Origin of the sequence: Amycolatopsis arida (assembly GCF_900115565.1) — a bacterium.
GTDB classification, from domain to species: domain Bacteria; phylum Actinomycetota; class Actinomycetes; order Mycobacteriales; family Pseudonocardiaceae; genus Yuhushiella; species Yuhushiella arida.
Genome location: NZ_FOWW01000002.1, coordinates 808,928 through 823,776, shown reverse-complemented (window position 1 = coordinate 823,776; position 14,849 = coordinate 808,928). Strand labels below are relative to the sequence as shown.

19 protein-coding genes are annotated in these 14,849 nt (G+C 71.6%); 12 read left to right on the top strand and 7 right to left on the bottom strand.

The annotated features are described in order from the left end of the window. Complete coding sequence (gene paaE / locus BM051_RS08690) at positions 1-1,089, top strand: 1,2-phenylacetyl-CoA epoxidase subunit PaaE (RefSeq protein ID WP_092529478.1); 1,089 nt, start codon at positions 1-3, stop codon at positions 1,087-1,089. Here paaE and BM051_RS08685 read toward each other — a convergent pair. The 3 genes from BM051_RS08685 to BM051_RS08675 all read right to left on the bottom strand — a co-directional run bounded on the left by BM051_RS08685 (position 1,077) and on the right by BM051_RS08675 (position 2,878). After that, a complete protein-coding gene (locus tag BM051_RS08685) occupies positions 1,077-1,595 on the bottom strand; it encodes an SRPBCC family protein (RefSeq protein ID WP_092529477.1) in 519 nt (172 codons plus the stop codon). The two genes, paaE and BM051_RS08685, sit on opposite strands and share 13 nt — an antisense overlap. Continuing rightward, positions 1,592-1,951 carry a metalloregulator ArsR/SmtB family transcription factor gene (locus BM051_RS08680; protein WP_243859231.1) on the bottom strand — a complete coding sequence of 120 codons (360 nt, stop codon included), beginning with the start codon at positions 1,949-1,951 and terminating at the stop codon, positions 1,592-1,594. Before BM051_RS08680 ends, BM051_RS08685 begins: the two co-directional genes overlap by 4 nt. Positions 1,952-2,071: 120 nt before the next feature. After that, positions 2,072-2,878 carry a DUF1996 domain-containing protein gene (locus BM051_RS08675; protein WP_092529475.1) on the bottom strand — a complete coding sequence of 269 codons (807 nt, stop codon included), beginning with the start codon at positions 2,876-2,878 and terminating at the stop codon, positions 2,072-2,074. Between the two features lie 296 nt (positions 2,879-3,174). Between BM051_RS08675 and BM051_RS08670 the strand changes: the two genes are divergently transcribed. The 3 genes from BM051_RS08670 to BM051_RS08660 all read left to right on the top strand — a co-directional run bounded on the left by BM051_RS08670 (position 3,175) and on the right by BM051_RS08660 (position 5,455). Beyond that, positions 3,175-4,296 carry a sensor histidine kinase gene (locus BM051_RS08670; protein ID WP_092529474.1) on the top strand — a complete coding sequence of 374 codons (1,122 nt, stop codon included), beginning with the start codon at positions 3,175-3,177 and terminating at the stop codon, positions 4,294-4,296. Then, on the top strand, positions 4,293-4,958 hold the full coding sequence (locus BM051_RS08665) for a response regulator (protein ID WP_092529473.1): 666 nt from the start codon (positions 4,293-4,295) through the stop codon (positions 4,956-4,958). The genes BM051_RS08670 and BM051_RS08665 overlap by 4 nt, the downstream gene beginning before the upstream one ends. 101 nt (positions 4,959-5,059) lie before the next feature. Next, entirely contained in the window at positions 5,060-5,455 is a 396-nt protein-coding gene (locus BM051_RS08660; RefSeq protein WP_092529472.1) for a type II toxin-antitoxin system VapC family toxin, read from the top strand. Between the two features lie 6 nt (positions 5,456-5,461). Here BM051_RS08660 and BM051_RS08655 read toward each other — a convergent pair whose 3' ends face one another. Beyond that, entirely contained in the window at positions 5,462-5,920 is a 459-nt protein-coding gene (locus tag BM051_RS08655) for a MarR family winged helix-turn-helix transcriptional regulator (RefSeq protein WP_092529471.1), read from the bottom strand. 102 nt (positions 5,921-6,022) lie between these two features. Between BM051_RS08655 and BM051_RS08650 the strand changes: the two genes are divergently transcribed. The 4 genes from BM051_RS08650 to BM051_RS08635 all read left to right on the top strand — a co-directional run bounded on the left by BM051_RS08650 (position 6,023) and on the right by BM051_RS08635 (position 8,877). Then, positions 6,023-6,988, top strand: a complete 966-nt coding sequence (locus tag BM051_RS08650; protein ID WP_092529470.1) for a ring-cleaving dioxygenase — start codon at positions 6,023-6,025, stop codon at positions 6,986-6,988. Further along, positions 6,985-7,587 (top strand): alpha/beta hydrolase, encoded by a 603-nt coding sequence (locus tag BM051_RS08645; RefSeq protein WP_092529469.1) that lies wholly within the window; start codon positions 6,985-6,987, stop codon positions 7,585-7,587. Before BM051_RS08650 ends, BM051_RS08645 begins: the two co-directional genes overlap by 4 nt. Before the next feature lie 59 nt (positions 7,588-7,646). Beyond that, the gene (locus BM051_RS08640; RefSeq protein ID WP_092529468.1) at positions 7,647-8,024 is read left to right on the top strand and encodes a LapA family protein; all 378 of its coding nucleotides are present in this window, start codon (positions 7,647-7,649) and stop codon (positions 8,022-8,024) included. Positions 8,025-8,163: 139 nt separating this feature from the next. Continuing rightward, on the top strand, positions 8,164-8,877 hold the full coding sequence (locus BM051_RS08635) for an Abi-alpha family protein (RefSeq protein ID WP_092529690.1): 714 nt from the start codon (positions 8,164-8,166) through the stop codon (positions 8,875-8,877). A gap of 91 nt (positions 8,878-8,968) precedes the next feature. Here BM051_RS08635 and BM051_RS08630 read toward each other — a convergent pair whose 3' ends face one another. The 3 genes from BM051_RS08630 to BM051_RS28380 all read right to left on the bottom strand — a co-directional run bounded on the left by BM051_RS08630 (position 8,969) and on the right by BM051_RS28380 (position 10,662). After that, positions 8,969-9,394 carry a PPOX class F420-dependent oxidoreductase gene (locus BM051_RS08630; protein ID WP_092529467.1) on the bottom strand — a complete coding sequence of 142 codons (426 nt, stop codon included), beginning with the start codon at positions 9,392-9,394 and terminating at the stop codon, positions 8,969-8,971. Between the two features lie 66 nt (positions 9,395-9,460). Then, complete coding sequence (locus BM051_RS08625; RefSeq protein WP_092529466.1) at positions 9,461-10,033, bottom strand: HhH-GPD-type base excision DNA repair protein; 573 nt, start codon at positions 10,031-10,033, stop codon at positions 9,461-9,463. After that, entirely contained in the window at positions 10,030-10,662 is a 633-nt protein-coding gene (locus BM051_RS28380) for a hypothetical protein (RefSeq protein WP_134045893.1), read from the bottom strand. Before BM051_RS28380 ends, BM051_RS08625 begins: the two co-directional genes overlap by 4 nt. A 664-nt stretch (positions 10,663-11,326) precedes the next feature. Here BM051_RS28380 and ectA point away from each other — a divergent pair. The 4 genes from ectA to thpD all read left to right on the top strand — a co-directional run bounded on the left by ectA (position 11,327) and on the right by thpD (position 14,704). Then, the gene (gene ectA, locus BM051_RS08615) at positions 11,327-11,881 is read left to right on the top strand and encodes a diaminobutyrate acetyltransferase (RefSeq protein ID WP_092529464.1); all 555 of its coding nucleotides are present in this window, start codon (positions 11,327-11,329) and stop codon (positions 11,879-11,881) included. A 53-nt stretch (positions 11,882-11,934) separates the two neighbouring features. Then, entirely contained in the window at positions 11,935-13,182 is a 1,248-nt protein-coding gene (ectB, locus tag BM051_RS08610; RefSeq protein ID WP_092529463.1) for a diaminobutyrate--2-oxoglutarate transaminase, read from the top strand. Positions 13,183-13,298: 116 nt separating this feature from the next. Continuing rightward, complete coding sequence (locus BM051_RS08605; RefSeq protein WP_092529462.1) at positions 13,299-13,709, top strand: ectoine synthase; 411 nt, start codon at positions 13,299-13,301, stop codon at positions 13,707-13,709. A 92-nt stretch (positions 13,710-13,801) separates the two neighbouring features. Then, positions 13,802-14,704 carry an ectoine hydroxylase gene (thpD, locus tag BM051_RS08600; RefSeq protein WP_092529689.1) on the top strand — a complete coding sequence of 301 codons (903 nt, stop codon included), beginning with the start codon at positions 13,802-13,804 and terminating at the stop codon, positions 14,702-14,704. Positions 14,705-14,849 lie beyond the last annotated feature (145 nt).

Genomic DNA, 14,849 nt, shown 5'->3' with positions numbered 1-14,849 from the left:
ATGACTGCCCCCGCCCAGGAGCGCGCGGCCGGCCGGACCCGGTTCCACAGCCTGACCGTCGCGGAGGTCTCTCGGCTGTGTGACGACGCGGTGGCCATCGCCTTCGCCGTGCCGCCGGAGCTCGCCGCGAAGTACGCCTTCCGTCCCGGCCAGTCGCTCACCCTGCGCAGGTTCGTCGAGGGGCGCGAGGAGCGCCGGTCGTACTCGCTCTGCGCCCCCGCCGGCGAGGCGCCGCGGATCGGCGTCCGCGAGGTCCCCGGCGGGCTGTTCTCCGCCTGGCTGGTGCGCGAGGTGCGGCCGGGCGACGAGATCGAGGTGGCCACCCCCACCGGGAGCTTCACCCCCGACGTCGCCGCCGGCGGACGGCACGTGCTGGTCGCGGCCGGGTCGGGGATCACGCCGGTGCTGTCGATCGCCGCGTCGCTGCTGCGCAACCCGGAGGCGCGGGTGACGCTGTTCTACGGCAACCGGCGCACCGACACGGTGATGTTCGCCGACGAGCTCGCCGACCTGAAGGACCGGTACCCGACCCGGCTGGAGCTGGTGCACGTGCTCTCCCGCGAGCCGCGCGAGGTCGAGCTGTTCACCGGCCGGATCGACGCCGACAAGCTCGCCGACCTGCTCCGCCTGGTGCCCGACCCCACCCGGGTGGACCACTGGTGGCTGTGCGGCCCGTACGGGATGGTGACCGGGGCGCGGGCGGTGCTGACCGACCACGGGGTGCCGCGCGAGCGGGTGCACCAGGAGCTGTTCTTCGTCGACGACGTGCCGCCCGAGCCGGTCAAGCACGCCGACCCGGAGATCGAGGGCGCCAGCAGCGAGGTGACCGTGGTGCTCGACGGCCGGTCCACGACCATGGCGTTGCCCCGCGACCGCTCCGTGCTGGAGGGCGCGCAGCGGTTCCGGCCGGACCTGCCGTTCGCCTGCAAGGGCGGGGTGTGCGGGACCTGCCGGGCCAGGGTGGTCGACGGCGAGGTCGCCATGCGCCGCAACTTCGCGCTGGAGGAGTCCGAGGTCGCCGCCGGGTTCGTGCTGACCTGCCAGAGCCTGCCGGTGTCGGACCGGATCACCGTCGACTACGACGCCTGACCCGCCTCCAGCTCGGCGGCCTGCCGCTCGTAGTGCTCACGATGGGCCGGGTAGTAGTCGTCGAAGTTCGGCCGCGGCTCACCTTTCGTGGCGGCGACGAGCGCGTCGAGGTAGTACTCCCACCCGGGGCCGATCTCGCCGATTCCGGTCGTGCTCTCGAGGTGCTGGGCGAAGCGGAGCTCGGTGGCGCCGGCGGACTCGTCCAGCAGCAGCTCCATCCGCCAGTGGCCAGCCTCGTCGATTATCGAGACGGCCAGCCGGCGCGGCGGCTCGCACTCGTCGATCCGCAGGTCGCACCAGGGAGCGTTGTCCTCATAGGACATCTGCACCTGGACGGTGCGGCCGGGGCCGGCCTCGCCCTTCCACGGGCCGAACCAACGAGCCGTGCGCTCCGGCTCGGTGACGCTCGCCCACACGTCGTCGATGGGCGCGCGGAAGGTGCGGGTGTGCACGACGTCGTAGCCGTCGGCGGTGCGGAGCAGCCGGCCGGTGGGGGTGGGACTCATGCGCTGTTCTCCTCTGATCTGGGGGGTTTCGGCGCGCGCTCCCGCGCGCGCCGGGTGCGGTGCACCTCGGTCTCCAGCGCGTCCAGCCGCTGGCTCCAGGCGTCCTGGTGGAGGAACTGGGCGATCCAGTCGGCGAGCTCGACCAGAGGTGCCGGGTCGAGCACGTAGACGCGTTGGCGGCCGGTGGCCTCGGCGTGCACCAGCCCGCACTCCCTGAGCACGCGCAGGTGCCGGCTGATGGCCGGCCGGCTGATCGGGAAGTGGTCGGCGATCTCGCCCGCGGTGCGCGGGCTCTCCCGCACCAGCAGGAGGATCTCCCTGCGTACGGGGTCCGCGATGGCGCTGGCCGCTTCCACGACAAAAGCGTAACACATCAGTTACGCGTTTGGGATGATCGCCCGGCGCGCACGAGAACGGCCCTGGTGCGGAACACCAGGGCCGTTCTCGTGGGGAGGGCGGGGTGTAGGGCGGGGGCGCTAGCCGAGGAAGAGCCCGACGTAGTACGCGAAGGCCGTCGGGTCCCAGGCGTTGAACAGGTCGGCGTGCGCGGTCATCGGGCCACCGCTGGCCAGTGCCACCTTCCCGCCGTCACCGATGCCGGAGTAGCCGAAGGTCAGCCGCACGCCGGGCACGGCCACCGGGTGGCTGGCCGGGCACCGGCCGCCCGAGCTGAACGCCAGGTGGGACTTGTGATCGCTCGCGTCGAGGTCCCGACCGTTCCAGCAGTCGGGGAAGTTGTAGCGGACCGTGGTGTCCTGCCACCAGCCGCAGTTGGGCACCTCGGCCGGTGAGCCGCCGACCTCGCTGCCGCCGCAGTTCCACTTGACGAGCGCGGGGTCCTGCGGGTGATGCGCGTGCGCGTCCCCGACGATCATCTTCAGCCCGAACGGGAACGGTCGGATGCCGGTCTTGCCGCGGGCCTCGTAGCTCGCCACGGCGTAGCTCGGCTTGACCGAGCGCCCGTCGACGAGGAGGTCGGGGGTCCAGTAGGCGGACAGGTCGTAGGGGGTGTCGCAGGTGGTCACCCCGGTGAAATACAGGCTCTCCGCGGTGGAGCGCGCGTCGGTGGACGGGTTGCCGAAGAAGACGTGGTGGTGCGACTTGCCCGGCTGGCCGGGGAAGACGATGGGGTCGTCGGATCTGTCGTGGCTGAACGAGCAGGTGACCTGGAACGAACGGTCGGTCTCGGCGGCGGCGCTGGGCACGCCGATCATCGAGAACGCCAGTGCGAGCAGCGCGGTCAGCGCACCGAACCGGACTGCGGTGGAACATCGGCTGTTCATGGTGCGGAGATCCTTCCTGCACTCCCGACTGCGGACGGCTGGCGATTGTTCCGACGGGCCCGGTGTGTCCGGAAGGGCCGTACGCCGAACTTCGGTGATGCGTCAGCGGAAAAACCGTGGGTTCGCGCATGCGGGTGAGCACGATCGCCGGCGACCTTCGACGACGGGAGCAGCGGCCCGGTGGGTGCGTCGACGAGCGCCGGTGTGGGGTTGACTGCCCGCGGGAGCGGCCCTTAAGGGTTGTCGCAGGGTGTTTCCCGGATGCCTCGACCGGACCGGGTTGGGACGATGGCGCCATGCGTCTCCCGCTCTCCCCGCGCGCCGTCGACGTCTGGGTCGCGGTGGCGGTCGCGGCCGGCATCGTGGCCGGGACGTGGTTCAGCGCGACGTTCGGCGGCGAGCAGGGTGAGCTCGGGCCGCTGGCCTGGGCGCTGATGCTCGGCGCGCCGGCGTTGCTGGTGCTGCGCCGGCGTTTCCCGGTGCTGGTGGCCGTGGGCACGCTGGTCGCCGCCGGGCTGTACTACCCGCTGGTCGCCCCGGACGGTCCGATCATGCTGGCCTTCGTGGTGGCGCTGTACATCGCGTCCGCCGAGGGCTACCTGGTGCCGGCGGCGATCCTGGCCGCGGTGGCGCTGCTCGCCATGGGCTACGGGGAGGTCGTCGGTGGCGTGCGGCACGTGGACAACCCCGGGATGGTCATGCTGGCCGGGTGGCTGGTCGCGACGATCGCGCTCGGCGGCGTCCGCCGGACCCGGCTGTCCTACCTGGGGGAGCTGGAACGGCGGGCCGCCACCGAGGAGCGGCTGCACATCGCCAGGGAGCTGCACGACGTGCTCGGCCACCACCTCTCGATGATCAATGTGCAGGCCGGCGCGGCGCTGCACCGGTTCGGCAAGGACCCGGCGCAGGCCGAGCGGGCGCTCGACGCGATCAAGCAGGCGAGCGGGCAGACGCTGCGCGAGTTGCGCGGCACGCTCGGGGTGCTGCGTCAAACGGAACCCGAGGGGCCGGGGCTGGCGCGGTTGGACGAGCTGTTCGAGCGGGCGCGGGCGGCGGGGCTTCGGGTGGACGCCCAGGTCGAGGGGGAGCGGGCGCCGGTGCCCGACGAGGTCGACCTGACGGCGTACCGGGTGGTGCAGGAGGCGCTGACCAACGTCGCGCGGCACGCGGAGGCCAGCACGGTGACCGTGCGGGTGCGCCACGGCCGGCGCGAGCTGCGGGTGGAGGTCGCCGACGACGGCAGGGGCGGGCAGGTGTGGCCGGGGAAGGGCCTGCCGGGGCACGGGATCCGCGGGATGGCCGAGCGGGTGCGCGCGCTCGGCGGTGAGCTGGAGGTCGGCGGCCGGCGGGGTGGCGGGTTCCGGGTGGACGCCCGGCTGCCGGTCGGGGCGGCGGTCCGGAACGGGGTGGCCGGATGATCCGGGTGCTGCTGGCCGACGACCAGACGCTGGTCCGCGCCGGTTTCCGGGCCATTCTGGACGGTGAGGACGACATCGCGGTGGTGGCCGAGGCCGCCGGCGGGGCCGACGCCTGCGGGCTCGCCCGCGAGCACCGGCCGGACGTGGTGCTGATGGACGTGCAGATGCCGGAGGTCGACGGGCTGGAGGCGACCCGGCGGATCGCGGCGGACCCGCGGTTGGCCGACGTCCGGGTGGTCATCCTCACCACCTACGACGTGGACGACTACGTCTACGGCGCGCTGCGCGCCGGGGCGAGCGGGTTCCTGGTGAAGGACACCGAGCCGGTGGAGCTGATCCACGCGGTGCGCGTGGTGGCGCGCGGGGACGCCCTGCTGGCGCCGTCGGTGACGCGGCGGCTGATCGCCGAGTTCGCCGGTCGGGTGAGTCGGCCGGCGCCGAGCCCGCGGCTGAACGCGCTGACCGACCGGGAGCGCGAGGTGATGACGCTGGTGGCGGAGGGTCTGTCGAACGACGAGATCGCCGAGCGCCTCGTTCTCTCCCCGGCCACCGCGAAGACCCACGTCAGCCGCATCATGACCAAGTTGGACGTCCGGGACCGCGCGCAACTGGTGATCATGGCCTACGAGTCGGCCATGATCACCCCCGGCTGGCTCGACTGACCCAAGGAAGCCGCGGAGCGGGCGCGGACGATTGCCTCGCGTGCCGAGGTCACGGCCGACGATGTCGTGGACGCGATCGCCGAGATCCGCGAGGCGCGCGCTTGATCGTCCTGGACACGTCGGCTCTGGTGACCTTCCTGGTCGGCGCCGACGCACTTGCGGAGAAGGTACGCACTGTCTCGATCGGCGAGCGGCTCGCCGCACCACATGCCGTCGACCTCGAGCGCGCGTCTACCCTGCGCGGCCTGGTCCTCGGTGGCAAGCTGCCCGCCGACGAGGCGCGGCGGGCGCTGGACCTGCTCGGCATTGTCAAGCTGAGGCGGTACGACCACGTACCCCTGCTGCCACGGATCTGGGAGCTGCGGCACAACATGGGGCCCTACGGCGCCGCCTACGTCGCGCTGGCCGAGTCACTCGACGCCGATCTGGTCACTCTCGACAGCAAGATCGCCCGGATCCCCGGGCTGGGCTGTACGGTTCGCGACCTCCGGGAGTGATCGCGGTCAGCTCTGGCCGTTGGCCTCGCGGAGGGTGCGCATGGCGTCGGCCAGTGCGGCGGACGCCTCGGGGCCCAGCGGGTCGAGCACCCGGTGACGCAGGATCTCGGCGCACGCCTTCCGCGCGCGGTCGGCGATGTCACGGCCGTGGTCGGTGAGTGTCACGAACGTGACCCTGCGATCGTCCGGGCTCGGCACCCGGCAGATCAGCCCCGCGGCCACCAGCCGGTCGGCCACCTTGGTGAACCCGCCGCTGGACAGCGCCGCCTCGTGGGCCAGCCGCGTCATCGGCATCCGCCGCTCCGGCGAGCGGACCAGCCGGAGCAGGATGTCGAACGACGCGGGGGCGAGCCCGAAGCGCTCGGCGATCTCGCCCATCAGCCGGTCCTGCGTGGCCAGGTAACCCTCGATCACCAGGCCCCACCAGGTCACGATCTCGTCGTCGTCGGTGTAGGGGTCGGGCACGGCGCCAGTGTACCGAAGAACTCTCGCGGGAATAAATCTTGCACGCAAGATGTCTGAGGGTTACGTTGAACCCATGAGCTCCGAACGGAGAACGGAGACGTCATGCCCTTCCAGACCAGCGGGCTGCACCACGTCACCGCCATCGGCGGCGACCCGCGGCGCAACGCCGACTTCTACCTGCGCGCCCTGGGCCTGCGCCTGGTGAAGACCACCGTCAACTTCGACGACCCCGGTACCTACCACCTCTACTACGGCGACGAGTCCGGCAGGCCGGGTACCCTGCTGACCTTCTTCCCCTGGCCCGACGCGCCCACCGGCCGCCGCGGCACCGGCCAGGCGACCACCACCGCCTTCTCCGTGCCCGCGCCCTCCATCGGCTGGTGGCGCGACCACCTCACCGCCGCCGGCGTCGACGTCGGCCCGGTGGTCGAGCGGGATGGCGAGAACGTCCTGACCTTCTCCGACCCGGACGGACTGGAGCTCGCCCTGGTGGCCCACCCGCAGGGCGATCCCCGTAGCCCGTGGGACAACGGCCACGTGCCGGCCGAGCACGCGATCCGCGGGCTGCACTCGGTGACCCTGTCGGTGACCCGCGAGGACGCGACCGCCGGCATGCTCACCGAGGACCTCGGCCTGCGGCTCGCCGGCGAGGAGGGCGACCGCTTCCGGTTCGCCGCCGGCGAGGGCGGCCCCGGCGCCACGGTCGACGTCCTGGTCACCCCCGACGCCCCACGCGGGCTGGTCGCGGCCGGCACCGTCCACCACGTCGCCTGGCGCGCCCCGGACGAGCCGACCCAGGCGGCGTGGCGGGACGAGCTGCTGGGCCGCGGGGTCGGCGTCACGTCCATTATGGACCGCCAGTACTTCCGCTCGATCTACTTCCGCGAGCCGGGTGGCACACTGCTGGAGATCGCCACCGACGAGCCGGGCTTCCAGATCGACGAGCCGCTGCTCGAGCTCGGCCGGGCGCTGAAGCTGCCACCGTGGCTGGAGCCCCACCGCGAGCAGATCGAGGCGGTGCTGCCGAAGCTGGACGTGCCCGCCGAGAACGACCTGGAACGAGCATGACCGGGCTGGAGCACCGGTTCCACGACGGCAGGCCGGACGCCCCGGTGCTGCTGCTGTTGCACGGCACCGGCGGCGGCCCGGACGACCTGGTCGGCCTCGGCACGCGGCTGAGCCCGGGCTCCCCGCTGCTCGCGCCGGCCGGTCCGGTGCGCGAGCACGGCGCCCGCCGGTGGTTCCGCCGGCACGCGGAGGGCGTGTTCGACACCGCCGACGTGATCGCGAGGGCCGGCGAGCTGGCCGAGTTCGTCCACGCCGCGCGTGACCGGTACGGGCTGGCCGGGCGGCGGCTGGTGGCCGTCGGGTTCTCCAACGGCGCCAACATCGCCGCCGCGGTGACGCTGCTGCATCCCGACGCGCTGCGCGAGGCCGTGCTGTTCGCCGCGATGTCCCCGGTGCCCGATCCGCCGCGGCACGACCTCGGCGGCTCCCGGGTGTTCCTCGCGGGCGGCGAGCGCGATCCGATGGCACCGCTGCCGTCGGCCGAGCGGCTGGTGGCCGACCTGCGGGAGCGGGGCGCCGACGTCACCATCCACCGGCATCCGGGCGGTCACCAGGTCACGCCGGACGCCGTGCACGCCGCCGCCGAGTGGCTGCGCTGAGCCTCACCCGAAGAGACGCCCAAGCTGCGGGTGTCGCTGCTCCGGCGGACAATTGGCACATGACACACGCGGAAGGCCACAAGTGGTCGCAGGCCGGTGCCGGCGGCGAGCCCGCCGCACCCGAGCCGGGCGAACCACCTCGTACCCCGGACACCACCGACGACTCCGCGGCCGCGCCGGCCCAGCGCAGCCGGATCAGCGGTGCCTGGGTCGCGGTGATCGTCGCGATGGTCGTGTTGATCGTCCTGCTGGTGTTCATCCTGCAGAACCTCAACCCGGCCACCGTGCACTTCCTCGGGCTGTCCGGCAGCCTGCCGCTCGCCGTGGCGATGTTGTTCTCCGCGATCGCCGGCGGCCTGCTGGTGGCGCTGATCGGCGGGGCGCGGATCATGCAGCTGCGCAAGGAGACCAAGGCCGCGCGACGCCAGGCGCGCTGAGTCCCGCCCGTCCACCCGCGCCGCCGGATAGCATCCGGGTCGGCGTGAGGAGGCAGGCGTGACGTCGGACGACCGGACATCCGAGGTGGGCCACCCGCGGACCGGCGACGACCCCGGGTTGACCGGGCGGGCCGGCCGGATGGCCGGCTGGGCCGCACGAACCGGCTGGTCGCTCGGTCGCCGGCTGCCCGGCGCGCGGGCGGCCGAGCGCGGGCTGCGCTCGCTGGAGCGGCTGGCGTTCACCGAGCTGCGGCGCCGGCTCGACGATGTCGACGACCCGTACCACGTCGCGCTCACCCAGGCGTCCGCGGGCGGTGAGCTGGGCGGTGCCGGGCAGGAGCCGGGCGTGGCCGTGGTACCCGCGGTCGAGCCGCTGCGGGCCGCGATGGCCGAGCTGCTCGGCCGGTCGGTGGAGCTCGGCAGGGAGCGGGCCAGGGAGTACCTGTACGCCGTGATCCTGCGGCAGCTCACCCCCGACGAGGCGCGCATCCTCGCCGCGCTGTCGGCCGGCGGCTCGTTCCCGCTGCTCGACGTGGTTGAGCGGGGCGGGCTCGGCGGCGCGGGCCGGCCGGTGGTGCGGCACGCGTCCACCGTGGGTACGGCGGCCGGGGTGTCGCTGCCCGACCACGTGCCGGTCTACGTGAGCCGGCTGATCACGTTCGGGCTGGCCGAGGCCGGTGCGGAGTCGGCGGAGCTCGCCGCGCAGTACGACATCCTGCGCACCGACGAGGTGGTCCGCAGGGCCGAGGGGATGGCCCGCCGGGCGAAGCTGGCGCGCGGCACGCTGCGGATCTCCCCGTTCGGGCTGCGCTTCTGGCAGGCCTGCGACCCGGCCGGCCCCCATCCCGCCTGACCCACGCCCGAGCGCCCACGACATCGTGTTTGCCGTTCCCGTCGCCGTGTCCGCCGTCCGCGTCGCCGGGTTGGCCGTCCACGACGCCCGTTCAGGAGGTCGCATCCGAGTGGACGGTCCGCCTTGGTTCGTACCAGGTGTCGCCGACCGGTTCACCCTCCAGGTTCCAGCTCCACGAGACGGTCGGCGTGATCCGCATGTACACCCCGGGTCCGATCACGCCGGTGCGCTCGAAGGGGTGCTCGGCGCGGCCGTAGATCCGCAGGCCCCGCGCGACGAACGGCTCGAACGACACCATGTCGTCGAAGACCAGTGACACCTTGCCGTTGCCGGCCCGAACGTTGCGGAACTTGCGGGTGCGGGTGACGCCCGAGCCGGGGCCGCCGACCCAGAAGTGGGTGCCGTCGTACTCGACCGCGACCGGGACCACGTCGGGCTGCCCCTCGGGGGAGACGGTCGCGAGGCGCGCGAGCGGTTGGCCGCGCAGGAACGCCAACTCCTGATCAGTGAACGTCATGCCGGTGACCTCCTTCGCCAGGAACTCCTCACCAGCTACACGAAGAAGGCCGGCCGGATCGACGAGCTACTTCTTCGCGGCGGACTTGGCTGCCTTCTTGAACGCGCGCACCTCGGCCAGCGAGTCCGGGCCGGTGACGTCGGCGATCGACCGGTGGGACCCCTCCTCGCCGTAGGCGCCCGCGGCCTCCCGCCACCCCTCGGGCCGGACGCCGAGTTGCTTGCCGAGCAGCGCGAGGAAGATGCGGGCCTTCTGCTCGCCGTAGCCGGGCAACGCCTTGAGCCGCTTCAGCACCCCGGGACCGTCCGGGTTGCCCCTGGTCCAGATGGCGCTGGTGTCGCCGTCGTAGTGCTCGACGACGTGCTGGGCGAGGGCCTGCACCCGCTTCGCCATCGAGGCGCCGTACCGGTGGATGGCCGGCTTGGTGACGCACAGCTCGACGAACTCGTCCGGGTCGGCCTCGGCGATCCTGGTGACGTCGAACCCGCCCATCCGCTCGGCGATCTTGCGCGGCCCCTGGAACGCGACCTCCATCGCGATCTGCTGGTCCAGCAGCATCCCGGTGAGCAGGGCGAACGGGTCCTCGCCGAGCAGCGTGTCCGTGTCGGGGTCCCCGGTGAGGTGCAGCTTGGGCGTCATGCGGACATCTTCGCACGCGCTTCCCGCCGATGTCGGCCTTCGCACGTGCTCAGGCCGGCAGGCGTTCGCGGAACCGCAGGCCCTCGGCGCGCAACTTCCGGATCTCCCCCACGGCCAGGACGGTGACGGTGGCCGGGGTCGCGAGCGTGGACAGGATGAACTGCCACGGTTGCAGTCCCGCGAGGTCCGGCTCCGGGGCACTGAGCTTGGTCCACGCGATCAGCCAGGTCGCCCCATACGCTCAACAGCGGTGCGATGAGCCGCACCAGGTCGTTGTCCTGGCGGGCGCACAACCCGTTGCGCTGGGTGAGACAGGCCACCGCGACGAAGAACGAGAGCATCCAGAGCAGGCCCAGCACCAGCATCGGGTGGGTGTCCTCGACGGCCAGCGTCACCAGTGGAACACGGAGTGCGCCCTGGCTGAGCCCGGCGACGAGGTGGTCCAGCGCGGGCGTCACGCCTGGAACCGGCAGGGCGACCACGACCAGCAGCGGCGTGCTGAACAGTCCGGTGAGGACGGGCGGGAGGGCCGCCCGCGCGGTGCGGGCGCGATGGCCGGGCCGGGCGACCGCGACCAGCACGGGGACCAGCACCACGATCGCCACCGGGGCCACGATCAGCACGACCACGCCGTCGAGCCACGAGCCGACGGACTGGAGGCGCGATATTACGATAGGTCACCGCTCGGGCGGCGGGCGTAGCGGCCCGGGCCGGTGCCGAGGTGCCGGTGGACGTGTCGGGCCGTCCCGCGGAACCGGCTCGACCTCGTGGGGATCGCCACGCACGGCCCGAAGGGCGCGGCGACAAGGTTTTCCGCGGCGCCCGGCCGCACCCGTGAGCGGGGTCTCGCCGGAAATGTTTCGGCGAATATGCGGAATTGAGGCCGGGGTCACTTTTCCCGGTGACCTCCCGATGACTTCCCGATGACGGCTGGATCACAATTCGCCGGCCGGGGGTGGACTTGGGTCCCCCGGCTGGAGGGTGGAACTCGTGACGCTCCGTCGTCACCGGGCCGCGGACCGGGTCGGTGAGATTCGCCCGCCCGTCCTCTCGCGGATCCTTCCGCTCGCCACTACCGTGAACGAGGTGACGAGCCTCCGTGCTGGTCAGGGGACTGGAGGTGGACGACCGGCGCGGCGGCCGGTCGCGCTGTGCTTATAGCACGCCGCCCGGCATGATCGCCAGGTTACTGTTGTCATTCTCACAGGTGTTTTCTCATCGTCGCTGGTGACGCGCTTGCTCCGCGTACCCAGGAGCTGAGCTGGGCAAACAGTTCTGTTAGGTTGCATTGATATGTCCGGAAAGCACATCCAGCGTGCCAACGGCGACAATGCGACGGCCGGCCACGTGGTGATCGAAAACCCTGCCAAGTCCGACGGCGCCGCACTCTGGCGAATCGCGCGCGATTCGCGAAAGCTCGACCTGAACTCGTCGTATGCCTACCTGTTGTGGTGCCAGGACTTCGCCGACACCTCGGTGGTCGCGCGGGTGGACGGCGAGCCGGTCGGGTTCGTCATCGGCTACCGCCGACCCACCGCGCTGGACGCCCTGCTGGTGTGGCAGGTCGCGGTGGACTCCTCGCAGCGGGGCCACGGGCTCGCCGGGCGGCTGCTGGACGCGCTGTTCACCCCGCTGGTGAACGGTGCCCCCGGCGGGGTGCGCTTCCTCGACACCACGATCACCCCGGACAACGAGGCATCGATCCGGCTGTTCGAGTCGTTCGCCAAGCGCTGGTCGGCCGACCTCACGCGCACCCCGCTGTTCGCCGCCGCGGACTTCCCGGACGAGCACGAGCCGGAGGACCTCTACCGGATCGGGCCGCTGGCGCCACGGGCCTCCGGCGGCTGAGTGTCCACCCCGGACATGGCGAGCACGACACGAAAGTCAGGAGACGGAGCAAGGTGAGCATCTTCGAAACGCTCGAGTCCGAAGTACGCAGCTACAGCCGTGGCTGGCCGGTCGTGTTCGACCGGGCGCAGGGCAGCTGGCTGTACGCCGAGGACGGCAAGGCCTACCTTGACTTCTTCGCCGGGGCCGGAGCGCTCAACTACGGACACAACAACCCGGCGCTGAAGCAGGCCCTCCTCGACTACATCTCCCGCGACGGCGTCACCCACGCGCTCGACATGTTCACCGTGGCGAAGCGGGACTTCCTGGAGACCCTCGACGAGGTGATCCTCAAGCCACGGTCGCTGGACTACAAGGTGATCTTCCCCGGTCCCGGCGGCGCCAACGCCGTCGAGGCCGCGCTGAAGCTGGCGCGCAAGGTGACCGGCAAGGAGTCGGTGATCAACTTCACCAACGCCTTCCACGGCATGACCCTGGGCGCGCTGTCGGTGACCGGCAACTCGATGAAGCGCGGCGGCGCCGGCATCCCGCTGGTGCACGCCACGCCGATGCCCTACGACCAGTACTTCGACGGCGCCATGCCCGACTTCCTCTACTTCGAGCGGCTGCTCGAGGACTCCGGCAGCGGGCTGAACGACCCGGCCGCCGTGATCGTGGAGAGCGTGCAGGGCGAGGGCGGCATCAACGCCGCGCGGCTGGAGTGGCTGCGGGGCCTTTCGGAACTGTGCCAGCGGCACGGCATCCTGCTGATCCTGGACGACGTGCAGATGGGCTGCGGCCGCACCGGCCCGTTCTTCAGCTTCGAGGACGCCGGCATCAAGCCGGACATCGTCTGCCTGTCCAAGTCGATCGGCGGCTACGGGCTGCCCATGGCGCTCACCCTGATCCGGCCGGACCTCGACGTGTGGGAGCCGGGTGAGCACAACGGCACCTTCCGCGGCATCAGCCCGGCCTTCGTCACCGCCACCGAGGCACTGCGCACCTACTGGCGGGACGACGAGCTGGAGAAGTCGGTTCGGGCCAAGGGCGAGCGGGTCGGTGCCGCGCTCACCGAGATCGCCGAGTCCCACTCCGGGGTGACCGCCAAGGGCCGCGGGCTCGCCCGCGGGCTGGAGTTCGGCAGCGGCGAGCTGGCCGGCAGGGTCTGCGCCGCGGCGTTCGAGCGCGGCCTGCTGATGGAGACGTCCGGCCCGGACGGTGAGGTGGCCAAGCTGCTGCCGCCACTGACCACGTCCGACAATGAGTTCGACCAGGGGCTGCAGATCATCCGCGAGTCGGTCGAGGCCGTTCTCGCCGGCTGAGGCCCCACCCGAGAGCACCGGCCTCGCGACGACCGCCGAGCATCGACCGAGCCCCCGCGAGGGAGGAGCGGAGGTGGGAGGAGTGAGGCCAAGAGGACACTGAAGGAGAGAAAGACTTGATCGTCCGCACCCTCGACGAGATCACCGGCACCGAGGCCGACATCAAGACGCCGAACTGGCGCAGCAAGCGGATCATCCTGGCGAAGGAGAAGGCCGGGTTCTCGGTGCACGAGACCACCCTCTACGCGGGCACGGTCAACGACTTCTGGTACGCCAACCACATCGAGGCCGTGTTCGTCATCGAGGGCGAGGGCGAGCTCACCGACAAGGCGACCGGTGAGACCTACCAACTCAAGCCGGGTTCGCTGTACCTGCTCAACAACCACGACAAACACCAGGTTCGCCCGAAGACCGAGATGCGGACGCTGTGCGTCTTCAACCCGCCGGTGACCGGCCGGGAGGTGCACGACGAGAACGGCGTGTACCCACTCGTGCGGGAGGAGGACGAACCGGCGCAGGGCGCCTGACCAGGGACTTCCCGGCTGACGAGAGCCCCTCCCACCACCACGGAAGGAACGGGGCAACCAACACCACGGAAGTGAACGAGGAGGCGAGCAGCTTGACGCTGACCGACACCCGAGTCGAGGACCACTACCCGACACGCATCCCGGGTGAGGGTGGGCTCATCGAGCGCACCGACCCCACGGTGTGGGGCACGGAGTCGGACGGCCCCATGGACGCGGCGACGCTGGCCGCGCACGACGCCAAGGGCTACACGATCGTCGAGGGGCTGCTTTCCCCGGCCGAGGTGCAGGGCTACTGGCAGGAACTGGTCCGGCTGTCCTCGGACGAGGAGCTGAAGGCCGACGAGCGGGTCATCACCGAGAAGGCCTCCGGTGAGGTTCGGTCCATCTTCGAGGTGCACCGGATCAGCGAGCTGATCAGCGAGTTGGTGCGCGACCCGCGGATCCTCGACCGGGCCCGGCAGATCCTCGGCTCCGAGGTCTACGTGCACCAGAGCCGGGTGAACTACATGCCCGGGTTCAAGGGCACCGGGTTCTACTGGCACTCCGACTTCGAGACCTGGCACGCCGAGGACGGCATGCCCCGGCCGAGGGCGGTGAGCTGCTCGATCGCGCTCACGGACAACTACCCGTTCAACGGCGGGCTCATGGTCATGCCGGGTTCGCAGCGGACGTTCGTGCAGTGCGTCGGCGAGACGCCGGAGGACTACTACAAGACCTCGCTCAAGGAGCAGAAGATCGGCGTGCCGAGCGAGGACGACATCACGAAGCTGGCCGCCGAGTACGGCGTCGACCAGTTCACCGGGTCGGCGGGCTCGGCACTGTGGTTCGACTCGAACATCATGCACGGGTCGGGCAACAACATCACGCCGTACCCGCGCTCGAACATCTTCCTGGTGTTCAACAGCGTGGAGAACGCGCTGGTCGAGCCGTTCGCGGCGAGCAAGGCGCGGCCGAGCTTCATCGGGAGCCGCGACTTCACACCCATCACCCGCTGACCGCGGGTCGCCAGGGGCGCGGTCGGGCCGCCGGTAGCGGTCCGACCGCGCCCTGTTATGTTGTGCCGGTCACGCGGACGCCCCCTGGCGCCCGCGCGGCCTTCGTCGTCAGCGGTGGTCCGGGTTCCTGCTCGGGGTGAGCCCC